Consider the following 23,736-nt stretch of genomic DNA (forward strand, 5'->3'; position numbering starts at 1 on the left):
ATACTATAACAGATACTTGGAGGCACGATGGTGATGGCCGGGCACGAGTGATGGTTCCTTTGTGCAAAAAAGCATAGAACGTGTGCAGGGATGGGGAATTTTCAGCATGTAGGTGTTTCATCAGAATGATCACAAGCCGATATGACGACGATCATAAAGGTGAACAATGTGACTTCTGGAGAAATATCATGAAATTTATAACCACCCTTGGCACTCTGGTGATTGCAACCGTTAGCGCTTTTGCTTACGCAGATCAGGACACCGTGCCCACCACCACCCCTTACAGCTATGCAATGAAGCTCGATGTGGCCAAGGTGATTGCCATGGATGAACCTGATTCCGCAACGTGCCAAGTGATCGAGGCGTATATGACCTACAGTACGACCGCAGGGAGTGTGCAACGAATCAGTTATCGAAAATTTGCCCAATCGTGCAACTTTCAGAACTGATGCTGTTTGTGAACCGCTCAATCGGCAGCCTAGCCGTGGCAATGTGGAGTTGTCACGTGCCAGGCAAGCACCATAATCCGGCAAAGGACGTACGTGATGTTTGATTGGGAAGATCTGCGCTACTTCTCGGTGTTTGCTCAAGAACAGTCGTTATCCGCAGCAGCACGCAGGTTAAAAGTTGATCACGCGACAGTAGCAAGGCGAATCAGTGCACTGGAATCGTCATTGAATCTTAAATTGGTAGACCGTCGGCCCAGGTCCTACGTGCTGACAGCGGACGGCGAACGAATTGCCATTTTGGGCAAACGCATGGAAGTCGAATCCTTTGCAGTGGAGCGCAGTGCATTAGCGGGTCAGGTCGGGGTTGTCGGAGAGGTGACAGTCAGCGCACCGCCTGCGTTGGCCTGTTCATTAATTGCTCCGCACCTAGGGAAACTTCGTCAGCAATATCCTCAACTTTCTCTGCAACTGCTAGGCAATTTAGGCAGCGCATCCCTCACTCGTCGGGAAGCGGACATCGCTGTTCGCTTGAGCCGCCCTACAGAGCCCGACTTCGTCGCGCGAAAAATCACAACCATTCCATTTGCCTTGTATGGCTCCGCCGATTATCTGGATCGGACACCCGCCGATCAGATGACCTTCATCGCCTATGACGAAAGCATGGAGCAAACCACTCAACAGCTATGGTTGATGAAACAGGCCGGTGATCGCCCAATTCTGCTACGCAGCAACGATCTGAACATTCAGGCAATGGCAGCGAAAGCAGGTGTCGGACTTGCAGCACTACCCTACTTTCTCGGCGAACAATATTCACTGCGGTCCACCGCCATTTTTGGGCCGGGACTAGAGCGCGAAGTATGGCTGGTGACTCATAGCGACATTCGTAATAGCGCACCAGTGCAGTCTGTGATGACCTTCCTGACCCAATGTCTAGCCCGGTAATACATCACTGTCTAGAGTATTTACACCGCCGATTAGCGACTTTAACTAATTCCTCGAGAGACGACTTCAACAGACAGTCTTTAGTCACCATGATCGAGAAGAGATGCCGTCATGAGTACTAAGACCTATCCCTCCCTAAGCCCCACAATCACTGCGTGAATCTACGTTGTGATTGCCTCGATCATCACTGGTGGCGGATTGGTTGAGATTCGGAAGCGAAGTCATTCCGACGATTTTGCCAGAGCAGCCTAAAAGCGACGATAGGCTCATCGGACAATTACACGGCCTGGGCTGGAACGGCGGTTGGCAAACAAATAAACACAGTGCAACTGCACCGCACGGAACACGGTGATCACCCGCCAGACCGGTTTCGGTACCGGCGCGTCTGTCCATCGTCCCGGTGGCGAGCCAGATGGAGTCGATGTAGATCATCGCTACTGGTCTCGACGAAAGGTCGCGCAGACAGCCGCGCTTTCGGTCGGCCAGTTCACTTTGACAGTGTCACGCTGGTGTGGGATTTCAACGCAGATATTCGGTGATGCAGCTTGCGAATTTGTTCCGGCTAACTGCATGGGGAACGGAATAAAAACAGTTTGCAGTTCCGTATTTTTTGCGCTTGCACTCGAATCCATTTGTGGACGAGGTTCGCGTTGAGGCTATCGCTCAGCACGACACCGGCAATCGAGACACCGGTCTGAGCGCACTCTCGGATAGAGTACCAGCTTAAAAGGCTAGAACTGGTGTCCACTTAAGTATAGATGCGCAGCTTGCGCTTTGTAGGGCTGGGTAGATGACTTGCCGGAAGGATACGGGACCTAATTTACCGATCCTTCCTGCATTCACACGTGTATGAAATTAAAGCAGTCGTGCCAAATCACATTTCGAAAATCACTGGCCTGCGTCGAAGAAAATTAAAGCGCTGCATTGGGTGTTCGTCCAAGTGTGCGTTCATATTCAATCTGTGCTGTCTGTTCTGAAAACTCTCCCGCCCATCTAGATACCACCACGGTAGCCACACTATTACCGATTGTATTGCAGATTGCATTCGCCATGGACATAAACCGATACACTCCAAAAATCAATGCGAGCCCCTCGACCGGCAACACCCCGATCGCACTCACCGTTGCCGCGAAAACGACAAAGCTGCCGCCATTGACTGTTGCTGCTCCTTTGGATGTCAGTAGCATAATCGCTAGAATCCCTAGTTGCTGGTCCCAGCTGAGTGGAACGCCATACGCATTGGCAATGAATAACATGCAAAGCGACATGTAAATAGAAGTGCCATCAAGATTAAACGCGTAGCCTGTTGGCAGCACCAAGCCAACGCTCTGCTTGGAGCAGCCAAATTTTTCAAGCTTTTGCAGAAGACGAGGTAGGGCACTTTCTGACGAGGCAGTGCCTAAAACGATTAGGATTTCGTCCTTGATGTACTTCAAGAATCGCCACAGGCTGAATCCGGACATACGGCATATCACACCTAAAATAACGAAGATAAAAAAGGCGACAATGACGTAGAACATAAGTACAAGATTTGCCAACGACATCAACACTGCACTGCCGTTACTCCCGACGGCGTAGGCAACGGAACCGAAGGCTCCGAGTGGAGCAAGTTTCATAATCAAGTTGATGAACTCAAAGAAGCATTCAGAGATCCGAGTTAATCCGTCGTCAATAAAGTTTCGACGTTCCGGCTTAAGAGCCAAAAGGGCGAAGCCAAATACGACAGAGATAACGAGCACCTGGAGCATTTGCCCACCTGAGAACGCCCCCACAAAATTATCTGGAAAAATTCCAAAAAAGAACTCCATGGTCGATGTGGGGGCATGGGCCTTGGCCACTGCCGAGTTGGCCGCCGCCGTTGCAGCGCTACTGGGGTGGGCGCCATGCATGTTGGCACCGATATCGAGCAGATTGCCCCACAGGAGTCCTATGGATAATGCGATCGTTGAAACAACTTCAAAATAAACTATCGCCCTCACGCCTACCTTACCGACTCGTTTAATATCTCCCGCGGAAGCGATACCCTGAACTACTGTAAAGAACACCAAAGGGGCCACGGCAGTCTTTATTAGCTTTAGAAAAATATCTCCAAAGATTTTGAACTTAGTCGCTAGTTCCGGTGAGAGGAACCCTAAAGCGATACCCAACCCCATGGCAGCGACAACCTGAAAAGTCAGGTTTTTGTAAATCGGTTTTCTTTTTTTTATGGTCATGCAAGTAGTCTCGTTATTTTTGTAGTTGGAAAGTTATAATTAATGGCAACAGATTAAGTCCTGATCTCTGATCTCGACGACCAAGGCAGAAATAGTCACGCAGCGACTCAATTACAAAGTTAACGCAAGCTGCAGACAATCGAGTTTTACGCATCACAAGGTTGAGGAAAAATCAATCTAGAGGAAGAGTGGTTTATAAAGAGGATATTTTAACTCGATCCTAGTCGGTTGAGATTTTTTCAAACGAATCAAGACTTTAATTCGCTTGAGCTTTCGTGAGCATTGCTGGATTCTTTCCTAGGGTAGTTCGCACTTATGATAATTGGCTCGAACGTATTAAAAGATTGCGGCGCATGATTCTGATTCGGAAGAAATTCGAATTCAGGGGCATTTAAGTAGCTTGCGCGTTTGATAATTTTGGTTTCGGCAAACTTCTGAAAAGCGGGAAATCACATTTCGGTTAGGGTATTATGGAAAATAAAAAAGAAAATATCACCTTTGAGTTGGCTTCTTTAGCAGTTAGCATCCGGTTAGAAAATATTCCCCCACACGTGCTGGGTATTGCTCGCCAAGCTGTACTTGACTGGCTGGGTGTGAGCATAGCCGGTGCCGATGAGTCAATTACAGATAAGCTTGTCGAGTTTATGGTGTCTGAAGGAGGTCTCCCTCGCTGCACTCTTATAGGCAGTCTGGATCGTCTTCCAGCCTCTGCGGCGGCCTCGATCAATGGCACGGCATCGCATGCGCTAGACTACGACGACGTAAATTTTTCCGTTCCTGGCCATGCCTCCGCGCCAGTGCTTGCAGCGGCGTTAGCGCTTGGCGAAGAAATCCATGCCAGCGGTGCACGCCTATTGGAGGCGTTTATTGCCGGTTACGAAATTTCCTGTCGAGTTGGCCAGTTGATTGCACCTAATCATTATTCGAGCGGCTTTCACGCGACAGCAACAATGGGCTGTTTCGGAGCTGCTGCGGCGGCTTCTCGTTTGCTAGGACTTGACGCGGACGCTACGTCACGGGCACTGGGAATTGCATCAACTCGTGCGGCAGGGTTGAAGGCAGCATTTGGATCTTCATGCAAGGCGCTGCAGGTTGGAGAGGCTGCACGTAGCGGTCTTGTAGCCGCGATGTTGGCTCAGAAAGGGGTAGATGTGCCGGAGGACATGATAGGTCATCGCCTTGGCTTCGCCCGGACGCACTCGTCCGATTGGGCTGAACTTTGCGCACTGAGGTCTCCTCGTTATGTAGCGGACTTCGCTGTGAAGACCACGGACGAAGCGCCTGTTTATGACTATCATCTGGAAACTAATCTTTTCAAATACCACAACTCATGTTACGAGACTCACTCAGCTATTGAAAGCGCACTCTACCTCGCTCGCACTGAGAATGTAGAGGCCTCCAATGTTGTTGCGCTAGATATTCGCGTGAACCCACATTGCGACGATATCTGTAATATTGCTTGTCCTTTAACGCCGCTGCAGGCCAAATTCAGCCTTAAACATACGGTGGCGATGGCCTTGCTCGGAAAAAACACAGCAGACCCAAGTGCTTTCAATGACGAAAACGTAGCAGATCCACAGATTCTGGCTTTGCAAGAATTGACACAAGTGATTTTCGATCCGGGATTGCGAGTACCGGAAAGCATAGTGCGCATCAAGTTGCGAGACGGACGTGAAGTAGAGCACAAACATGATTCGAGCCGTCCGGAAAATGACCTCAACGCGCAGAAAAAGCGGCTCACTAACAAGTTCCGGGCATTATGTGAAGGGCATCTTCCTTTATCAAAAATTGAAGAAATAGAACGGAATGTTTTTGAATTAGAGTCCCTAGTTAACATTTGCGAGTTAGTACGCCTAACGGCTAGAACTGCGCGTTAGCGCTAACATGATTGCCAAAGATGCAAGGAGGTATTGTCACAGAGGATACTCCCTGCAGGCAACGGGGCGATAAACAAAAAGAATTTCAAGAAAAAACACGCCTAAGAGCTAATGCCGGTTAGTTAAGCTGACTGGCATTTTTGTTTTTGATCGGATACTTCGGGGAGGGGGGAGCCGGAAAGCCCGAGGATAAAATGCGCTCTCCCCGGTGATGCGACAAGACATAGTGTGGGGCTGAGGCATGCAATTCGGCGAGATATTTGGGGATGCTCCCCGAGCGATCCGCAGAAACGCCGTTGATAATCCCCAGGATCGCCCAAGTACACGCAGTGAAACTCAGTTCACACGGATGGACGCCCGGAGCGTTTCAATCAGCTACTCCGATCCACAACAACTGACCGCGCTCCAGCTCTGCATGGTGGCGGCACCGGCCGTAAAGTACCGCCCCAAATCACCACTTCGCCCTCCGCAGGCACTAACGCTCGGCCCTTTTCACCCTTCTTTTTGGTTACACCTGAATCCTTGGTTTTTGACATACACAATCACTTGGAAAGATGCCTGCGACGGCGCAGTGAAGATATAAAAAAAAAGGGATCAGCAAGCGCGAGACACTGGCCTGCGCAGTACCGATGGGTACGGGGTAACTCCGCTGCAGATGCACTAGGACTCAGCTATAGATCTCTTTCCTAGCGCCAAGTCGACGCGCAATACTGGAGCCAAACCAAATCCTTGTAGTGCGGGGGGGCAGCAACTCAGGAGGGAGTTCCCGGACATGGCGGTCTTCGCTACGGATCGGCGCCGGTGACGCTTTGGTCCCACAAGTCGAAATCCCTCGCCTAGAAGCAATTGCATCACGTACGCGCGAAAATCAGAGGCACCTAGCCCGAGTTGAGCCCAATTTGTGAGCAGGCACAGCTGGCTGAGGAAGCTTGCACCGAGGGGGACGCTAATTGTTGTCGCCATTCACCCCAAACACCATCTCCACCGCCGTTTACTGACCGCTGCTGGTGTCTCAGCTGGTTTTCAGCGGCGCTTTGCGTGGACGTCTAGGGCGCTCTGCAGTAGTTGTACTCCGGTTGGCAATGCCCAATTGTTCGCCCAAGGTCTCTGCGCGGGCGTGCGCCGCAGCGGCTTGTTCGCGAACATTGGTCAACTCCGCTTCGGCGCGCTGCAGGCGCTGTTGTAGGACCTGGTACTGTCCAGCCGCGCCGGCGCCCGCCTGACGGTTCTGCTCCAATTGTTCGCGCAGGACATGGGCTTGAGCTTGGGCGGTGGCGCGCTGTTCGCAGACTTCGGACAGGTCTCGCTGGCTGGTGAGCAACGTCTGCTGCATGGCCTGCAAGCGGCCATTGGCCTCCTTAAGCTGAGCGCTCGCCGCTTTGCTTTCCTCGCGGGCCCGATCGACCTCGCGGTGCGCACGATCTTCGACGCCACGGACGTAGGTCTCCTGGGCAACGCGCTCCTGCTCGACCTTGAGCCGCTGCGCCTCAAGTTCCTGCTGCAATGTCTGGTTGTGCTGCTGAACTTCGCGGCGCTCGTGCAGCAAGCTTTCACGCTGCTGTTGCAGGTCCTCGATCTGCGTCTGACGCTGCGCCAACAGCAGTTCCAGGTCGGCCAGGCGCAACTCGGCTGACTGACGCCCAGCCAAGGACTCGGCCGCCTGCTGGCGATATTGCACCGCGTCCTGACGCGCCCGGTCTTCGACCGCCGCCACCCGTTCGCGTTCTGCGATCAACACCTGACGTTGTTCCGCTAGCGCCTGCTCGGCGACACCCTGCGCCAGGTGAATCGCCTGCTGCCACACCGCGACAAAGGCCTGCGACACCTCACCCGGCAGTGCCGGCAGGCGGGTCTCGCCATTCAGACGCTCGGCCAGGCGCGCCCACCATTGATCGAGCAAGCCGCCGACCCGCGCCGGACTGCCGCGCCCGAGCTCCAGGCGTACGCGTTCCACCGTCGGCCGCTCGCCGCGGGCCAACACCGCATCCGCGGCGGCAAATACGTCGTGTTCGGGTACCCCTACTGCCATGGCCCGCCTCCGGCTATATTAGGTCTGATAATAAAAGATTATCCGACGTTATTTTCTGAATAATGGATTTATCATACGTTGAACGTATTAAATATTACAGATCAACTGCCCTTGGTCGACGAAACCCCACTGGATCTGCTTGTTCTCGCCGAAAACTCCCAGCACGCCGCGGCGGCGTTTATCGCCGCCGGCACCGCGGCCAACACCGTGCGCAGCTATCGCAGTGCCCTCGCCTACTGGTCGGCCTGGCTGCAACTGCGTTACGGCCAAGTACTCGGCGATGCGCCACTCCCCGTCACCGTGGCCGTGCAGTTCGTCCTCGATCATTTGGCCCGGCCGTTGGCCAACGGCGACTGGGCGCACCTGTTGCCGCCGTCAATCGACGCGGCGCTGGTCACCGCCCGGGTCAAGACCCGGTTGGGCCCGCTGGCGTTCAACACGGTCAGCCACCGTCTGGCGGTGTTGGGCAAATGGCACCGGCTCAACGAGTGGGACAGCCCGACCGAAGCAACGGCGCTGAAGACCCTGCTGCGCGACGCGCGCAAAGCCCAGTCGCGCCAAGGACTCTCTGTGCGCAAGAAAAGTGCGATCGTGCTCGAGCCGCTGCAGGCGCTGCTCGCCACCTGCAGCGATGGCGTACGCGGGATTCGCGACCGCGCCCTGCTCCTGCTGGCCTGGAGCGGTGGCGGTCGGCGGCGTTCGGAAGTGGTCGGCCTGCAAGTGGGCGATGTGCGCCAACTGGATGCCGACACCTGGTTGTACGCTCTGGGCGTCACCAAGACCGACACTGGCGGCGTGCGTCGGGAGAAGCCGCTGCGTGGCCCCGCCGCGCATGCGCTGAGCGCTTGGCTGTCGGCGGCACCGGCCGAGTCCGGCCCGCTGTTTCGTCGGCTGTATAAAGGCAACAAGGTCGGGGCCACGGCCTTGTCGGCCGATCAAGTGGCGCGCATCGTTCAGCGCCGCGCCCAGCTCGCGGGGCTGGAGGGCGATTGGGCGGCGCACAGCTTGCGCTCGGGGTTCGTCACCGAGGCCGGGCGTCAGGGCGTGCCGCTCGGAGAGGTGATGGCCATGACCGAACACCGCAGCGTGACCACGGTGATGGGTTACTTCCAGGCGGGTTCGTTGCTCAGCAGCCGAGCCACGTCATTGCTGGTGGATAGCGAAGCGCTCACGCAAGCCGGTCCGCCGAAGGCTGAAACTTCCGAAACCGACTTAGGCGAAGAATGACACTCCTGGGATTCGGCGATATTACCGGACAGATGGTTTGTTACGCGTACTCCGCCCGGGCAGCTTTGCCATCAACGGGCACGGACATCAGCAGCTGCCACGCCGGGTTGGGCCGTGTGAGTCATTAAACCGCTACTGGTTAGAGCGGCTCGGTCTGGCCCCACGCCCTATCGCCTATCTGATTTAGTGCGGCCTCACTCTCGAGGGTGGCGGCTCGCGAACTCGCCACTCATATTGGAGCACGGGAGAACTCAGGCCGGCTGCGCTTCCCGCTGGACGACGTCCAGCAATGCCTCAAGTGTCTGACCTGGCTCAAGGGCCAGGAAACTCTCGGCAATCAACGTCAGCGGATGAATCTGCAGCACCGAGGCCAGTTCCACCACCTTCTCGAGTGTGGGGCATTTCTGACCCCGCTCCAGAGTACTGAGGTAGGTCCTGCTGCTCACGTCGGAAAAATCCTCCTGCGTCAGCTTGCGCTCCAGACGACGCGCTTTTAAAGCCGTTCCAAAGGCCTGTTTCAGTTCCATTTGCATCGCTCACAAAAGGAACGATGAAGCCTTTTTGAATACTTTAGGGCTACAATCTATAGGGTTCGTTTTGTGAGGGCATCATCATGTTTTTTACCCAGCCAGCTGCGGAACTCCGCTCTCCCGTGCCGTTTGATCTAAAAATCAAGCGCTGGAGCGTCATCGAACGGGATCTCAACGACCCGTGGTTTCATGTATGTATCAAGATGACGGAAGATGAAATGGAGTTCGGTCGCACTCTGCTGGTCTCCGACGTGACGTACCTGGAGCGAGTGCTCAATGAAGTCTCCCCCTTCGGTGCGGTGTGTTCGGTAATGGTCATGGTCCCACCGCATATGAATGCATCGTCACACTGGCGGATGGAGCAGGTACTGGCCATCGACACAGTGCCTGATGAGTCCTCTGGGCAAGCCCACGTTCGCCTGACCGTGGAGCATGGTAAAACCTACGATCTACTCAGTGGCAAGACTGCCGAGCAGACGGATGCGAGATCACAATGTATCTACTCCGCCTCACTGCTCAAATAGCCGCTCAAATAGCCGCTCACCGCGTAATACCAAGGAGGCACAGCACCGACAAGCGCCGATTTTCGACAAGGGCGCACCGCTTGAATGTTCGATTATGTCAGTCGAGTTATCGGCAATGGAGCCCGATCTTCGCTATCCACACTACAACCATCTTCAGGCAGAGTTTATGCCGTTTTATCGGAAGGTTACTGGTACCGAGAAGATGTCGGCTGGCGGAATCTCGGTCCGGACAGCATGGCGCGTCAACCGAGATGACGCAGGTTTTTGGTCGATGGTTCCGATAGCTCGCATCCGTCCCTCACGTCAACAATGGTCGATCGTTCGCAACCAGCACACTCACAACCGGCGAGAGGTATGAAAAAAGCGAGGGCACCATTCTCCTTAAGTTAGCGACAATGTGTACTACAGCGCGAACTCAAAGCTCATCAGCCAGCGGCGACAAATGGCGATGAACGTGCTTTTTTTATGAAATTGCCATACCAAAAGCGTAAAAAGGTCGCCGGATCGGGTACGTAGGTCCAGTATTCAACTGTTTCATACGCGCGAAAGTTACTCTGATCGCTAACATGCAATCTCGCCCAGCATCGCTTGTTCGTTTGACGAGATAACCAGGCGGGACAGACGTGTAAACAGGCCAGGTCAGAAGTCAATTGGTGATCAACGCCGGAGATACTGATGACCTCGACGCCTAAAACGAGACAAGCGTTGCCCGATAATGCAACTGAAAAACGATCTAACGCTTGATTACTACTCGTGCATTTCTCTTCGATACTGGTCCATATTCCGTAAAAATGCATTATCCAGAGAACCATTATTTGACGCGGCGTTGCCGGACGAACATGCCAACTCGGCATAACAAGATTAATTGGCCCCCCCTCACGAAATTTGTAGCTTAACGCTTCACACCATACCAAAAACGCCGCGGACACTGCGCAGGTACGCTGGCAATCGAGGCCATGCCGACGACGCCTGCTTAGGCTCATAAGGTATCTGAAGCAGGCGGCATGAGGTTTCACATACGCGTTATAGAGATAACGGCGTACGCATCGGTACAGCGCGAAGACGTCCCTCGCGCCAAACTCAAATTCAGCAGCATCGTGAGGACTATACGCTGCCAAGACAATCTCGAAAGGTGGGACAGCCCATGTCGAAATGGCGCCTGGAGCCGGGAATTCTCCTAGTTCGAGTGCGGTCAAAGTAAGACCGATGTTGATCATGTTCTCGTCATTATCAGAGCTCTCGTTTTTGACCCAAGCGACACTCAATAAAGAAATGGCATAGTTGACTAAAGGGTTCTTCATAGCGTTAGCAGCATTGAGCCATTTTTCAATCCTTAAGCCCAGCTCCTCATACTTTTTCCACTGCTCAGCAGTCACACCGCTTATACGTATAGATCCTGTAGAATCGAACAAAAAGTGATCACAATGCGTCTTCGCGCAGAAACCTTTCTCCCCACGGGCAAAAAGTAATCCTCGCGCCATGACACTACTACAATGCCTGCACGCCTCAAGTGGCTCACCATGCCAAGGACATCGTTTGATCATCTGAAGTAAAAAGAAAACCGAATGATATCCTGCAGCTATACATTTTGGACAGTGCCGGATAACCACCTGCGAAGTGCACGGCGTGCACTCAACCAGATTATCGATAAATGCACGTTTTATTGCAGGATACGGTAGAGAAAGTGCTGCCGCCATCTTCGAGTCGTCAATCTCGCAAGCCTTCCAATGCCGTGCAGAATTATTGCATTGTGGGGCTCTAGCGAGTTCGCGAAGTAGTATTTTTGGTGGCACCAGGTTTAACGCACTCGCTTTTAGCAACATCGCCCAAGATGACTCGAATGGGATGTAGTTGAATCGACCATAAGAAATATTCATATATCATTTTTCGCAGATTGACGCATCATCGCTACGAATTGTGCAATCAGACTAGCAGCCACCGCCTCTTTTACGATTCCTTCCGTCACTTTAAATTCCGAGCAGTCCATATGACGACACCTGATCAAAATCCTTTCAATGACGCGAAATATATGCTCAAGTGGTAGAATGCCAGGACCATCTTCTCTGGCAATGCTCATCAGCTCACTCCATATTTTCTTAGTGCAACTAGTCATTCGAAAATTTGCAGCAAAAGCTTTCGGCAAGAAAAACTCGGTATACGTACAACCGGAGTCTAGTGGAAATTCTTTATTTACGTCGTATTCATTAAGAATAGATTCCAAATCAGCCTCCGATACACAACCATCAAACCGAATCGGCTCACACAAAAAACGAGCGACTATATTGGTAGCTTTCACTTTAAATAAAAATACTATTTTCTGAAGTATTTGTTCTTGACCGAATCCCAACGTTGTCATGCTGACACCGTGGCCTTCTAAACGATTATGAATAACAAGCAGGTCAGCCCAACTGTCCGTTGATAGCAATTGATTTTCGTCAATGATCAGCACAAAATGACTACCACCCAAGGATTCCACCTTGATACGCACATGAACAATAAACCTTTCCAGTAAATCACTATGGTCTTTTGATCCGCTTGACAGACCCAGCCCCGCAATCAAGTCTCGAACTAAGTGCGCCGATTTATGCCCATCAGCAGAGTGATACAAAATATATTTGCTTGGAAACTCGATCGCTAGTAGATCTGTAATAGTTGTAGCACATTTGGTTTTACCCTTTCGAGGCGTCGCATACAAAAACGTACCCGTGTGCCTTGAGAATACTCTCTCACGAAGAATCGAATAGACCTTGGCGATCATCGGCGTAATTAAAATATATGCGGTACTTACAACCGGATGACTCTCTAAGCAGGCATCCCTATCAATGTTATCTTCATTAGAACTCACGACTTTAACCTTTTTTGTTTTAGCAGTTCGTTCAGATCTGGATTTTTCTTACCAATAATTAATGAGTCCGAAAACTCCAATGGCTTTCCTTCTAGATACGTTGCCTGTTCGCTACGAGGGATGGAAACTACCAACGGCAAACCCCCTTCATCCGCTACTCGCTTCGCTTCTGTTGCCGCGTCGGCGGGAATATCTATGGATTTCCTACTCTTCGAGGTGCTTAGAAAAGCTAGATAGACTAGAACCGGGTCTTGCTCAAAACTGACTTGCAAGGTTCTGTCCATCATCTTAGAGTTAATAGCTTTACGTGTTCGCATATCATGCTTAGTATCGGCCCATTTGCCCACAGCAATCAGATTGCCGAGTGAGAAACCTTCCATCGTGAATGCTGTTACCAACCTCAAGTCATTTTCATCAATATGTAGAACAATCTTTTCGCCAATCATAGCCCACGCTTCATGCAAGTAACCTGAGGTGTAATGCACTCTCAAAAACTGAACATAGGGGTGGCGACCACCATCTTTGTTGCCGCGTACAGTAACGATTTTCTTTAACTGCAATATCGTGACTCCCCTGCTATTACTAGCCGGCAGCGTTCTTATTAGGAAATGCTGTTGATCCTTCTCAAGCTTTCGCCTGATATATTCCAAAGGCGACAAGAAAAATAAGCCTTCACTGATTCTTGCGTTGTACTGTGCGACCTCAACATCAAGAAGATGAAGCAGGTGCTCCGCGAGAACTGGAGTTTGCGTGGCAATTTTTTCGCAATTATCTGCGCGGCCATTGTTCGGGCCATGCCCGATTGTGCTTAAAAGACGGCAGAATATATTGTTAGAGAGAAGGCCACCCAGATGTTCTACACATGGTCTTCTTTCAAAGTGTCCAGGAGGGCCGACTGTCCAAAAATAGCCCAACTCCTTTCTGGCTACATTCGTGATTTTCTCCGATAAATGCGCCAACGCCCCATCAAATTTGACGACTGTAAACAAAGCGCCTTTACATTCCGGAATGACCTCACTTGGTAATCCACTGCCTTCGGGATATATCAATCCTTTAATAACTGGCTCAGGCTTAGGCTGTCCTACGATCGAATAACGCATGACATCGACCACGTCGGTGGATGAAATCTCACTTCTGAAAACGCACTTGTAAGCTAATGTTGCTCCAGATGCGCAGTCACACATCAGAACAACCCATATCCTGCTGATTCTTATGTCGATATAGGTACCATTCGGAGCTTTCATTTGTACTGAGGAATGACAGTCAAATTTGTAAGCATCAATCTCAACAGCGTCGTAGGGTTCGGTGTAAATCAGTCCAGGCCGCTGGCCTTTTCCGACTGCCATGTGGGCCTTTGCCTCGCGCTCTCCTTCGTTGCACACGATGCGACCGAAGTTACCATCTCGAACATTTCTGATGTGATCGCCAATCGAATGCTGTCCCAAGCACTTTGTATTGAACGGCCATTCATTCTCTTTAATACCAAATTCCTTCAGCAGGTCAAGAAAGATCTTATGCAGTGTCTTAGACCTAATTCTGAATTCATTCTTAGTATCGGGGTCGTGATACGAAAGGATTTTTCTATTGAAACGTTCTTCTAATTTTGGATATTTATAAAAAACCGCGCCCAGCGCTCCTGCATACCCCCCCTGGGCTTCCGGAAGCTTTGGCCCCACAACCTTGGTTCTGCAGTAGTCTTTTATGTGCAAGTGCGGTAACAGCGCACGGCACCCCCACCAAACTCCATCCGGCGCCAACTGCATGCACCGCCCGGCATAATAATTTATGCATTGTCTACTTATTCCCGTCGCAACGACGATATCCTTAATAGGCACTCCCTCGCAATAGAACTTCATTGCTAGAAATTTTTCTTGATAATCTTCTAGCTCTTGATCTGTTAGCCCAATTAATTCTGGTTTCGACCAGTCATTAAAGGTGCCTAACGCAACCGCCCTCTTACTTATAGCTCCGACCCAATCGTTCGACTCGCCATTTTTCGTCGTCATGACCGGCACTTCCAAGGGGTGTAGCGCCCGAATGAGGATTTGCTCACCAGATCAATTTCAACTAATCCGGCGATGAAATGACGCACTAAAACTCCACATACTATAGGTGGCGCAATAAGCGGGGAGTATTTAAACAGTACCTGAACATCTCCCGCCCCAAGCGAAACTTCGATTGCACGTATAGTATTCGAGGCTGCCGTGCAGTCAAGTCTTCTGATTGCTGCTGCATATGCTAAGGCTTTCATAGTCTTGATAGCCAAAGGTGCCGACGCCAAAATCTCCGTCCGTGAAACGCGACAAGTGTTTTGTCCCTCGCTGTGTATTGCTTCGTGCTGATCCGAGAAAACAACCTCAGATAGGCTTCCTGATTCCTTTTGTACTAAAAAATCAAAACTATCCCCCCTTTCAGGCTGCTTGAATGTCACCACATCAAAATTAATCTCAATAAATACCAACCAATAAATTAAAGCTAAATCAGAGGGAAGCACAAGGTCTTTGTCTAGTTTGACGCTATACACATACCAAAGGTTGCTATTGCTATGGCCGCGCGCTCTTACCTCTTGAAGAATGCGTCTTCTATGCTCTTGTTTTAGAGAACGATGATCCACGCTCATGAGTTCATCTCTGTCTGCTGTACATTTTGAATGTACCTCAGAAAATATTCTCCGTTATATCAAATAGTCATATGTTGACTCCAACTAATTGCCAGATAGAAATGGTGCAGTACATTTACCCGCACCGCGCAACAACGTTGCCCGACTAATGATTCGCTTGCTGTTTATAGGTACGAGACTAGTATCGAATTGCCGCGCCAATTACCGTGAACTGCATACACATACCTGTGGAGTATTATCCGCTCTAGCCGTCTGGCATGAGGGCATTCCAACCCGCAACAACATTTCATGAGTCACCCCTTAAACAGCCGAGCTACACAATCGCTTTGATAGGACGTTGGTTGAAATGCAGATAAATCGAGTGGCCTTGGGGACTCAGTGTCAGTGCCTTTTTTTGAAATATGTAGTTGCAATGGCTTAAAGCCAAGTCAATACGCGTTCAGCCTTTGTTCGGTCTAACTCTGTGCAAGTCATGTCCAAAAAATTGTCGCTACCGCTTCGCAAAGAAAATACTTCCAGCGCTATCTTGGGAAAAACTTTAGTTCTCAGGCTAGAGGTAATTATTTTTCAAAACGACGTATGCTATGATTCCGAATTAAGCTAGTAGCTTGTATTTATTGCTATTTTATTTGCAAAGGAATGTAAGTACTTCAGTTCCGAGAACTTTTGAAGCATCAATTCACCTCAGCCCTCATTTGCCCGTCAGCCTCTCAAACAGCTGCGAATGTTCGGGAAATTGCTCGCTAAGCTTTTGCCGACTGCCCAACTCCATATCTGCAAAATCAAACCCTGGTGAAACCGCTTCACTGATCAAACCGTATCCCGCCAATCCATTTGTAAGCTGCGAAGCTTTCCAGACGCCGCCCGGCACATGCAGCTGCAGACATTGTCCGGCGATTATATCGCTGCCCATCACAACCGTTTTTAATGTGCCGTCCGGAAAAATCAGGCTGTACTGAATTGCATCTCCCACATGGTAGTAATGCACGATGTCCGATTGGTTCAAATGAAAATGACCTATTGGCGAATCCTTGGTCAGCAAGTAGTAAATGGATGTCATCAGGTAGCGCCGGCCACCAGTGGTCTCAACCATCGTGTGGTGATCGGTTTGAAAGGTTCTGCGGTAGAAACCGCCTTCCATGTGGGGTTCCAGGTTCAGTGCTGCGATTACAGCCTCAGCGTTGGGAATGTGTTTATCAAAGGTGTTGGTCGTCATGTTGATTGAGCCCTCCAGCCTTTGAAATAGCGAGCCGTTAATGCGCTATCTCTATTATGATTATGAAAACAATTAATAATAACTATGCTAAAGAGCTATTTAGTAGAGCTAGCTAATAGAGAGTGAGCATACGAGTACTCACTACCCTCGCCCGCTATTGTTGTTCACACTGCACGTGTGTTTGCGACCCTAGCCGTGCGAATAAACAAGGCGCGCACTTTCTCCCAGAAAAATAGATTTGATGGCGCTTAAAAAGCGTACCAGTCATGTGCCCATTTGGACGGCTATGCTCCAGTGAACTTTGTTGGTCGGGACATGCGTAATGCATCCAGGTACAACCCTGCTGAAGTGGCCAGGCCGGCTCGTGCTGCTCGGCGTACTCGGCCTCAGTGGCTGCGTACGACTTGGGCCGGACTTCCAGCCACCCGGCGAAGAATGGGTCAAACACTGGAACACCCCTGCCCTTGAGCAATCCAGCCAGCGGAGCCTGAACCCGGACATTCGTCAGTGGTGGCAAGTCTTTGCCGATCCGATCCTCAATCATTTGATTGCCCAGTCGGATGCAGGCAACTCCAGTCTCAAAATCGCCGGCCTGCGCGTCATGGAAGCCCGTGCCCAACTCGGCATTGCTCAAAGTGGTCTTTACCCGCAACTGCAGCAAGCCAGCGTCGACAGCCTTTACTTCAACCGCAGGCAATCCGGAGGGGCCAACCCGCAAGACAGCCATTTCTGGCAACACAGCGCGGGGTTCGACGTAGGTTGGGAGTTGGACTTCTGGGGCCGCTTCAGTCGCGCCATCGAGTCGTCCGATGCCAGCTACTTCGCCGCCCAAGCCAACTATGAAGACGTACTCGTACTGCTGCGTGCGCAAGTGGCCGATACTTATTTTTCGCTGCGCACCACCGAAGCTCGTTTGCGTGTCGCCCGGGAAAACGCCAAACAGCAAAAACGCAACTTCGAGATCACCGAAAAGCTCTTCAACAGTGGCCAGACTGCCGAACTCGACCTGCAACAAGCCAGAACCCAGTACCTGGGCACGTTGAGCACCATCCCCAATTTCGAAGACCAGTTGCAACGAACCCGCAATGCGTTGGCGGTGCTGATTGGCCAGCCGCCCGGCGCACTGCCACAACTGGTCGAGTACGAAGGATTGATCCCGCTGGTCGATCGTGCCGTGTTGCAAGATGTACCGGCCAACCTGCTCCTGCGTCGGCCCGACGTGCGCGCCGCCGAGCTTAACGTCGCCGCCCAGTCAGCGCTGATTGGCGTGGCCGAGAGCGACTTCTATCCGTCGCTGACCTTGCTGGGCAGCATCGTCTGGTCAACCGACACGCTCAGTGGCACACCCCGGAATCTGGATTTAATTGGCGGCCCCAGTCTGCGCTGGAATCTGTTCGATCACGGCCGGATCAGCAACAACGTGCGCGTGCAGGATACGCGGTTGCAGCAACTGATCGAGGCTTACCGCGACAAGGTTCGCCAGGCAGCACGCGAGGCAGACGATGCGGCCTATGGCCTGATCAAATCCCTGGAGCGCGAACGCATCCTGCGTGAGGCCGGAGTGGCGGCCAAGCGTTCGCTGGTGCTGGCCAGCGTGCAATATCGCGAAGGTTATTCGGACTTCCAGCGGGTCCTGGATGCGCAACGTGCCTTGCTCGAACAACAGGACAATTACCTGGTCGCCCGCAGCAATGCCGTCAGTAATGTCATTGCCTTGTACAGGGCCATGGGCGGTGGCTGGTACAGCGCCCAGCCGAGGGTTGCTCCGACCACCCGCCAACAGATGGAAAAACGCACCGACTGGGGCGATCTGCTGAAAGAACCCGCCACTGCACAGCCTGCCATTCCAATGTCTTACAAGGTAAAAGACCAATGAGTGAAACCGCCCCTTCCTCGTCCGCGCCCCCAGTCGCCCAAGCACCGGCGCCGACTGCCGACCCGGCGAAAAAAGGCATCAAATGGGTCCTGTTACTGATCCTCCTGAGCCTGACCTGGTACCTGTTGGCGGATCGTTTCACACCCTATACACAACAGGCCCGGGTGGGTGCCTTTGTGATTCCGGTTGCCTCGGAAGTGGCAGGCCGCGTGACGCGGGTGAACGTGCGCAATAACCAGGACGTCAAGGCCGGCGAAATTCTTTTCGAGGTGGACCCTCAGCCGTACCAGATTGCCGTCGACCGTGCGCGCGCCGACCTTGAATCGACCCGCCGACAGATCGGCGCAAGCACCGCCGGGATCGCATCGGCCCAAGCCAATCTGCGCGCAGCCCAGGCCAATGAACTCAAGGCGCGTCAGGACAATCAGCGTCTTGAGGGGTTGTATCGCGAAGACCCAGGCACCATTTCCGTACGACTGCTCGAAGTGTCTCGCGCCAACCGCGAACAGGCGGTCAGCCAAGTGGCCGCTGCCCGCGCCGAAGTGCAGCGCGCGCGAGAGCAGGAAGGTGGCAGCGAGGAAGACAACGCTTTGCTGCGCAGTGCCGCCACGGCGTTGTCCAAAGCTGAACTGGATCTGTCCAACACGCAGATCCGTGCTCGTTCGGCCGGACTGATTACGGATCTGCGTACTGACGCCGGGCAATTCGCCGCTGCCGGTAGCCCGGTCATGACCCTGATCGCCATTCATGATGTCTGGATCAGTGCGGACATGACCGAGAACAACCTCGGTCTGGTGAAGCTCGACACACCGGTGTCGATTGTTCTGGATGCTCTGCCGGGCGAGGTCTTCGAGGGGCGCGTGCGCAGCGTTGGTTACGGTGTCAGCGTGGGGCAGACACCCGCGCCTGGCACCTTGCCCAGCGTGCAGAACAGCCGCGACTGGTTGCGTCCGGCCCAGCGTTTCCCGGTCATTATCGAGTTTTCGCCAGACTCATTGAACACGTTGCGTGACAGTCGGGCGATTCGTGCCGGCGGGCAGGCCGAAGTCATGGTCTTCCCCTCCGAGGGCAATCCGCTGAACCCGCTCGGCCGCGTGTTTGTGGGGTTCATGAGCTGGTTGAGCTATGCCTATTAAAGGCATGTCTACTCGGCGCACGCCGCGGGATCAACGCGCACTGCGCCTGGCCACCGGTACAGCATTGTGCCTCACCGCCAGTTTCGGCCTGGGCTTGCCGATTCCCTTTCTTGCGCCGGTGCTTTGCCTGCTGTTGCTGGCTTCGGTCAATCGCCCGCTGCCGTTCAAGGCCGGACTGGTTCTCGCACTGGCCGCCCTGTTGACCACCGGCATCGGCCTACTATTGATCCCGGTCCTGCGTTATTACCCCATCAGCGGCGTGCTATTGATCAGCGTCGGTTTGTTCCTGGCCTTCCGCTTTGGCCTACGCGGCGGCAACACCTTGATCATGACCTTCCTGGTGATTGGCCTGACCATGATTTCCTCGGCCGGTATCGCCGAATTCGATCTGGCGGCGATGGTCATCGACGCACTGGTCAAGGGTTTGCTGCTCGCCGTTGTCGTCGTTGCGTTCAGTCATGGGTTATTCCCGGATCCACCCAACGCCCCTTCTCCGCCGCCTGCCCCACCTTTGCCGGCAGAAGAAGTCAGTCGGATTGCGCTGCGTGCAACCTTGATCGTATTACCGGCATTCCTGCTGGCGTTGATCGACCCTGCCGGTTACTTGCCGATCATCTTGAAGGCCGTCAGCCTGGGTCAGCAAAGCTCCACGACAAACGCCCGCATCGCCGGTCGCGAACTGCTCGGCTCGACCTTGCTCGCAGGCCTGTTGGCGATCCTCTTCTGGAGCGCCCTCAGTCTGTTTGTGCATCTGTGGATGTTCTTTCTGTGGATGTTGCTGTTCGGCCTGGTGCTGGCGCGCAAGCTATATGCCCTGAGCCCGACGCGGTTTACCCCGGGGTTTTGGCTCAATACCCTGATCACGCTGATCATCCTGTTGGGTCAGTCGGTACAGGACAGCGCAGCAGGCAAGGACGTTTACACAGCGTTCGCCATCCGCATGGGTTTGTTCATCCTCGTGACGTTGTATGCCTGCCTGATGGTTCATCTGCTCGAACAACGGCAGGAAAACGCTCAAGGATTAACCTGATACCCCTTCCCTTGCAGGCAACTGGTATAGGCCGTTGAACTGGTCGCCGCACTGGTTTTCTCTTGCGCCCGGCGTTCCTGACGCTGACGCGAACCTCCGACGACCGCGCCTGCTGCGGCGGTTTCCTTGGCGCGATTCTGACGATAGTCCTGCTTGCGGTCTTCATCGACCTGATCATAAAACTCGTCATGTTGACGTCCCCGCACCTGCGCCCCCGCAGCCCCTGCGGCAGCGCCCGCGGCGGCCCCCTTCAATCTTCCACCGGAAGGAGGCGGTGCAGTCGAGGTGCTCTGACTGGCCGCGATGTTATGGCAATCGGTGATGTCCGCCTGGGTTTGTTGCGAACTCTGCCCTTTCATCGGCACGACCGTTTCGGCCCATCCCTGGGTCCAGGAAACCGACAGTGCGATGCACAGGCTAATGAATGACAGCCTTTTCATGATGACCTCCGACAGGGCCCGGCACTTTGCAAGCACACTGGGTCGGTAGACAGATCGCTCAATACGTCACACCTCGTGATCCTGAGCGTGGTTCAGCATAAAAGATTGTAGATCACCCCTTCTCAACCACCCCCCTTCCCTATTCGTGGCCCGCCTCGCAGAACTATTTTTCGCGCCTGCACACGCCATGACCTAACCTGAATGGCTACAGCCGCTGGAGGCATGCCTATGCGTCCTGCATTGAAATTACTCTTATTCGTTGTGTTCGCGCTGATGGGGGCGAACATCGGCGAGCTGTCGGCGGATGAACTACCCAACACGTCTAGAAACGGTGAGGCCAGCGCCACCTCTACCGTGTCAAAAAGCGATCTGGAAGCACTGCAATTGAGGCTGGACAACCTTAAACAGCAGGTGTCACTGACCAGTAACTACACCCAGTTGATAGGCTTTCAGGACAACGTACAGTTGCTCTTCAGTGATGTGGACAAGTTGGCGGCGGTGTTACTTCCCGAGCAAGCGCAATTGCAAGCACAACTCAGTGTGCTCGGGACGTCATCCGCCACCAGCGTTGCCATGGAAAAGTCCGATCTGGTGAAACAGAGGTCCTATCTCAGCGCACAAAAAGACAAGGTGGATAACGATCTCAACATACTGCAGGCCATCAAAGAAGGTGCTGCTAACCTCATCACTCAGATTGCCAGCATTCGGCGTACCCAACTGGAAACCGAACTGGCCCAGCGCACCGCCAGCGTCCTCAACCCCCGGTTCTGGTTGCCGGTGTTTTCTCCACTGGAGGAGGATAAAAGCCGTCTGAGGTTTTTGATCGACCAGTCCAACAATGTCATCCAGTCCGTCTGGCAACCCGGCCGGCGTACCGCGACCGTCACGTTGTTATTATTGGCCCTGGCCTTCTGGACGCTGGGGCGACGACTGGCTGAACATGGTTTGACATGGATCTGTATCCATCGAGTACCCGAAGGTCGCCTGCGCAGAAGTTCATTGGCGATAGCGACGGTAGTTGCCACGATGTTGAGCGCAGGTTGTGCAATAGGGCTCATCTCCGCAGCGGCTAGCCGTCTTCAACCATTGCCGCAGCCCCTGCAAGGTTACTTCGACGATGTCGAGAAAGTCGCTTACGCCTGCGCCCTGATTATCGGTCTGAGTCGGGCCCTGTTGTCTAAACGCAATCCCTCATGGCGGTTACCTGGCATCGCCGATGAAGTAGCACTTGCAATAAACCCTTTTCCGGCGCTGCTGGCCGGATCAATGCTGATACTCATCTCGCTGATACAAGTCACCAATGCGACGGGTATGAGTACGCAAATGGTACTTTTCAGCCGGGGCGTGGTGTCACTCGTCGTCATCCTGATTATTGGTGCGCTATTGCTACGCGTCAGTAGAACCCGCCGAGCGATGGTCATTGCCGGGGAACACCCCGAGTCAGGTACTACGCTGGCGGGGGTCATTTATACCGGCCTCAGTATCGCCGTGTTGATCTCGATTTTTGGCCTGCTGGTCGGTTACATCTCCCTGGCCCGGTTCATCACTTACGAAGTTGTCTGGCTCTATATCGTTATTGCCAGCTTCTATTTGCTGATGCAGTTGTTCAGAGACTTGTGTGATTACCTGTTTTCGCCAAAACAACCAAGCGGCAAGGCGATCAAACAGCTGCTGGGCATCGGCGACGTTCGGCTTGAACAAATCGAGGTTGTTGTGGCGGGTATTGGCAGAGCGGCATTACTGCTCATTGCCGTGATTACAACGATTGTGGGGGGGATTGGAGCGACCTTTGGCCAACTGACTGACAGGGTTTCAGCGATCCTCGGCGGCGATGGCTTGCGCAAGCTGAACATCATTCCGGGCAATCTGTTGAATGCGGTCCTCGCGTTGTTGATCGGTATTTATCTGATTCGATCGCTGCGCAGATGGCTGGATAACGAGTTCCTGCCGAAAACCGACATGGACCCCGGCATGGGAGCGTCGCTGAGCACCCTGTTCAGTAATATCGGGTACGTACTGGTCATTCTGATGGCGTTGTCTTCATTGGGCGTCAAATGGACCAATCTGGCCTGGATCGTCAGTGCGTTGTCAGTGGGGATCGGCTTCGGTTTGCAGGAGATCGTCAAGAACTTCGTATCCGGGTTAATCCTGCTCACCGAGCGTCCGGTCAAGGTCGGCGACCTGATCAGCATCAGTGGGGTCGAAGGCGATATCCGGCGAATCAATGTCAGGGCCACGGAGATACAGCTCAGTGATCGCTCGATCGTGATCGTGCCCAACTCGCAGCTTATTTCCCAGAACCTGCGCAATATAACCATGGGCGGCAGCGCCCAAGGGGTGGCCACACTCGAACTGGTGTTCCCTCTGGATATTGACCCCGAGCAAGTCAAAACCCTGCTGTACACCACCTATTGCGAACATGAAACCATCCTCGACAAACCCTCCCCCGTTGTTCGATTCAGCAATCTGAGCCCTGAAGGCATCACATTGACCATCACCGGCTATGTCAGCAGCCCAAGGATTGTCAGTACGACCAAGAGCGATCTGCTCTTTGAAATCCTGAAGCGATTGGGTGCGGCCGGCATTGAATTAGCCAAGCCTGTTCCTCCTGCGTGATACCCATCAATAGTCTGCCTGGCGCCTGAATGTGCTCGTGATCACACGAGAGCGTTGTGAATTTGTGCGCCTCGGAGTGATACGTTTATTTTCACCGTATTGCATTATGAAATAATACATGTCATTTATAGCCACACAAAATCATCAGGACTGATCCACCGCGCCA

At 53.0% G+C, this 23,736-nt stretch carries 18 protein-coding genes; 9 read left to right on the forward strand and 9 right to left on the reverse strand.

Translation table 11 applies throughout. The annotated features are described in order from the left end of the window. Positions 1 to 188: 188 nt before the first annotated feature. Together IB252_RS15075 and IB252_RS15080 are read left to right on the forward strand one after the other, a co-directional pair. The gene (locus IB252_RS15075; protein WP_192409368.1) at positions 189 to 449 is read left to right on the forward strand and encodes a DUF2790 domain-containing protein; all 261 of its coding nucleotides are present in this window, start codon (positions 189 to 191) and stop codon (positions 447 to 449) included. Positions 450 to 545: 96 nt separating this feature from the next. Continuing rightward, on the forward strand, positions 546 to 1,391 hold the full coding sequence (locus tag IB252_RS15080) for a LysR family transcriptional regulator (protein WP_007969985.1): 846 nt from the start codon (positions 546 to 548) through the stop codon (positions 1,389 to 1,391). A 911-nt stretch (positions 1,392 to 2,302) separates the two neighbouring features. On the opposite strand, the gene IB252_RS15085 is transcribed toward IB252_RS15080, so the two are convergent. After that, positions 2,303 to 3,604, reverse strand: a complete 1,302-nt coding sequence (locus IB252_RS15085) for a cation:dicarboxylate symporter family transporter (protein ID WP_192409369.1) — start codon at positions 3,602 to 3,604, stop codon at positions 2,303 to 2,305. Between the two features lie 470 nt (positions 3,605 to 4,074). Here IB252_RS15085 and IB252_RS15090 point away from each other — a divergent pair, with 470 nt between their 5' ends. After that, entirely contained in the window at positions 4,075 to 5,481 is a 1,407-nt protein-coding gene (locus IB252_RS15090; RefSeq protein WP_192409370.1) for an MmgE/PrpD family protein, read from the forward strand. Positions 5,482 to 6,493: 1,012 nt separating this feature from the next. On the opposite strand, the gene IB252_RS15095 is transcribed toward IB252_RS15090, so the two are convergent. After that, positions 6,494 to 7,510, reverse strand: a complete 1,017-nt coding sequence (locus tag IB252_RS15095; protein WP_192409371.1) for a DNA-binding protein — start codon at positions 7,508 to 7,510, stop codon at positions 6,494 to 6,496. Between the two features lie 78 nt (positions 7,511 to 7,588). Here IB252_RS15095 and IB252_RS15100 point away from each other — a divergent pair, with 78 nt between their 5' ends. Continuing rightward, positions 7,589 to 8,737, forward strand: a complete 1,149-nt coding sequence (locus tag IB252_RS15100) for a site-specific integrase (protein WP_192409372.1) — start codon at positions 7,589 to 7,591, stop codon at positions 8,735 to 8,737. Positions 8,738 to 8,988: 251 nt separating this feature from the next. Here the strand turns inward: IB252_RS15100 and IB252_RS15105 are convergent, their stop codons facing one another. Then, positions 8,989 to 9,264 carry a helix-turn-helix domain-containing protein gene (locus IB252_RS15105; protein ID WP_192409373.1) on the reverse strand — a complete coding sequence of 92 codons (276 nt, stop codon included), beginning with the start codon at positions 9,262 to 9,264 and terminating at the stop codon, positions 8,989 to 8,991. Positions 9,265 to 9,350: 86 nt separating this feature from the next. On the opposite strand from IB252_RS15105, the gene IB252_RS15110 reads away from it, so the two are divergent. Beyond that, entirely contained in the window at positions 9,351 to 9,791 is a 441-nt protein-coding gene (locus IB252_RS15110; RefSeq protein WP_192409374.1) for a hypothetical protein, read from the forward strand. Between the two features lie 425 nt (positions 9,792 to 10,216). On the opposite strand, the gene IB252_RS15115 is transcribed toward IB252_RS15110, so the two are convergent. The 5 genes from IB252_RS15115 to IB252_RS15135 form a co-directional block, all read right to left on the reverse strand. Continuing rightward, positions 10,217 to 11,668, reverse strand: a complete 1,452-nt coding sequence (locus IB252_RS15115) for a hypothetical protein (protein WP_192409375.1) — start codon at positions 11,666 to 11,668, stop codon at positions 10,217 to 10,219. Continuing rightward, on the reverse strand, positions 11,665 to 12,636 hold the full coding sequence (locus IB252_RS15120; RefSeq protein WP_318652727.1) for an ATP-binding protein: 972 nt from the start codon (positions 12,634 to 12,636) through the stop codon (positions 11,665 to 11,667). The genes IB252_RS15115 and IB252_RS15120 overlap by 4 nt, the downstream gene beginning before the upstream one ends. Beyond that, complete coding sequence (locus tag IB252_RS15125; RefSeq protein WP_192409376.1) at positions 12,633 to 14,642, reverse strand: hypothetical protein; 2,010 nt, start codon at positions 14,640 to 14,642, stop codon at positions 12,633 to 12,635. Before IB252_RS15125 ends, IB252_RS15120 begins: the two co-directional genes overlap by 4 nt. After that, complete coding sequence (locus IB252_RS15130; RefSeq protein ID WP_192409377.1) at positions 14,639 to 15,256, reverse strand: hypothetical protein; 618 nt, start codon at positions 15,254 to 15,256, stop codon at positions 14,639 to 14,641. The genes IB252_RS15125 and IB252_RS15130 overlap by 4 nt, the downstream gene beginning before the upstream one ends. Before the next feature lie 691 nt (positions 15,257 to 15,947). Then, entirely contained in the window at positions 15,948 to 16,472 is a 525-nt protein-coding gene (locus IB252_RS15135; protein WP_111451655.1) for a cupin domain-containing protein, read from the reverse strand. 322 nt (positions 16,473 to 16,794) lie between these two features. Between IB252_RS15135 and IB252_RS15140 the strand changes: the two genes are divergently transcribed. From IB252_RS15140 to IB252_RS15150, 3 genes are read left to right on the forward strand one after another with little or no spacing between them, the layout of a single operon-like run. Beyond that, positions 16,795 to 18,348 (forward strand): efflux transporter outer membrane subunit, encoded by a 1,554-nt coding sequence (locus IB252_RS15140; RefSeq protein WP_192409378.1) that lies wholly within the window; start codon positions 16,795 to 16,797, stop codon positions 18,346 to 18,348. Then, a complete protein-coding gene (locus IB252_RS15145; RefSeq protein ID WP_192409379.1) occupies positions 18,345 to 19,484 on the forward strand; it encodes an HlyD family secretion protein in 1,140 nt (379 codons plus the stop codon). Before IB252_RS15140 ends, IB252_RS15145 begins: the two co-directional genes overlap by 4 nt. A gap of 4 nt (positions 19,485 to 19,488) precedes the next feature. After that, positions 19,489 to 20,514 (forward strand): DUF2955 domain-containing protein, encoded by a 1,026-nt coding sequence (locus IB252_RS15150; RefSeq protein WP_192409739.1) that lies wholly within the window; start codon positions 19,489 to 19,491, stop codon positions 20,512 to 20,514. Here IB252_RS15150 and IB252_RS15155 read toward each other — a convergent pair. Continuing rightward, entirely contained in the window at positions 20,499 to 20,954 is a 456-nt protein-coding gene (locus IB252_RS15155) for a YMGG-like glycine zipper-containing protein (RefSeq protein ID WP_111451651.1), read from the reverse strand. The genes IB252_RS15150 and IB252_RS15155 overlap by 16 nt on opposite strands. Positions 20,955 to 21,182: 228 nt before the next feature. Here IB252_RS15155 and IB252_RS15160 point away from each other — a divergent pair, with 228 nt between their 5' ends. Further along, on the forward strand, positions 21,183 to 23,570 hold the full coding sequence (locus IB252_RS15160) for a DUF3772 domain-containing protein (protein ID WP_192409380.1): 2,388 nt from the start codon (positions 21,183 to 21,185) through the stop codon (positions 23,568 to 23,570). Positions 23,571 to 23,736: the final 166 nt, after the last annotated feature.

It is taken from the genome of Pseudomonas sp. PDM10, from assembly GCF_014852295.1.
GTDB lineage: Bacteria > Pseudomonadota > Gammaproteobacteria > Pseudomonadales > Pseudomonadaceae > Aquipseudomonas.

Bases quoted from the DNA above. Each gene is read 5' to 3' on its own strand.
- IB252_RS15075 (WP_192409368.1), top strand. From the start codon at position 189: ATGAAATTTATAACCACCCTTGGCACTCTGGTGATTGCAACCGTTAGC.
- IB252_RS15080 (WP_007969985.1), top strand. From the start codon at position 546: ATGTTTGATTGGGAAGATCTGCGCTACTTCTCGGTGTTTGCTCAAGAA.
- IB252_RS15085 (WP_192409369.1), bottom strand. From the start codon at position 3,604: ATGACCATAAAAAAAAGAAAACCGATTTACAAAAACCTGACTTTTCAG.
- IB252_RS15090 (WP_192409370.1), top strand. From the start codon at position 4,075: ATGGAAAATAAAAAAGAAAATATCACCTTTGAGTTGGCTTCTTTAGCA.
- IB252_RS15095 (WP_192409371.1), bottom strand. From the start codon at position 7,510: ATGGCAGTAGGGGTACCCGAACACGACGTATTTGCCGCCGCGGATGCG.
- IB252_RS15105 (WP_192409373.1), bottom strand. From the start codon at position 9,264: ATGGAACTGAAACAGGCCTTTGGAACGGCTTTAAAAGCGCGTCGTCTG.
- IB252_RS15110 (WP_192409374.1), top strand. From the start codon at position 9,351: ATGTTTTTTACCCAGCCAGCTGCGGAACTCCGCTCTCCCGTGCCGTTT.
- IB252_RS15115 (WP_192409375.1), bottom strand. From the start codon at position 11,668: ATGAATATTTCTTATGGTCGATTCAACTACATCCCATTCGAGTCATCT.
- IB252_RS15125 (WP_192409376.1), bottom strand. From the start codon at position 14,642: ATGACGACGAAAAATGGCGAGTCGAACGATTGGGTCGGAGCTATAAGT.
- IB252_RS15130 (WP_192409377.1), bottom strand. From the start codon at position 15,256: ATGAGCGTGGATCATCGTTCTCTAAAACAAGAGCATAGAAGACGCATT.
- IB252_RS15135 (WP_111451655.1), bottom strand. From the start codon at position 16,472: ATGACGACCAACACCTTTGATAAACACATTCCCAACGCTGAGGCTGTA.
- IB252_RS15140 (WP_192409378.1), top strand. From the start codon at position 16,795: ATGCATCCAGGTACAACCCTGCTGAAGTGGCCAGGCCGGCTCGTGCTG.
- IB252_RS15145 (WP_192409379.1), top strand. From the start codon at position 18,345: ATGAGTGAAACCGCCCCTTCCTCGTCCGCGCCCCCAGTCGCCCAAGCA.
- IB252_RS15150 (WP_192409739.1), top strand. From the start codon at position 19,489: ATGTCTACTCGGCGCACGCCGCGGGATCAACGCGCACTGCGCCTGGCC.
- IB252_RS15155 (WP_111451651.1), bottom strand. From the start codon at position 20,954: ATGAAAAGGCTGTCATTCATTAGCCTGTGCATCGCACTGTCGGTTTCC.
- IB252_RS15160 (WP_192409380.1), top strand. From the start codon at position 21,183: ATGCGTCCTGCATTGAAATTACTCTTATTCGTTGTGTTCGCGCTGATG.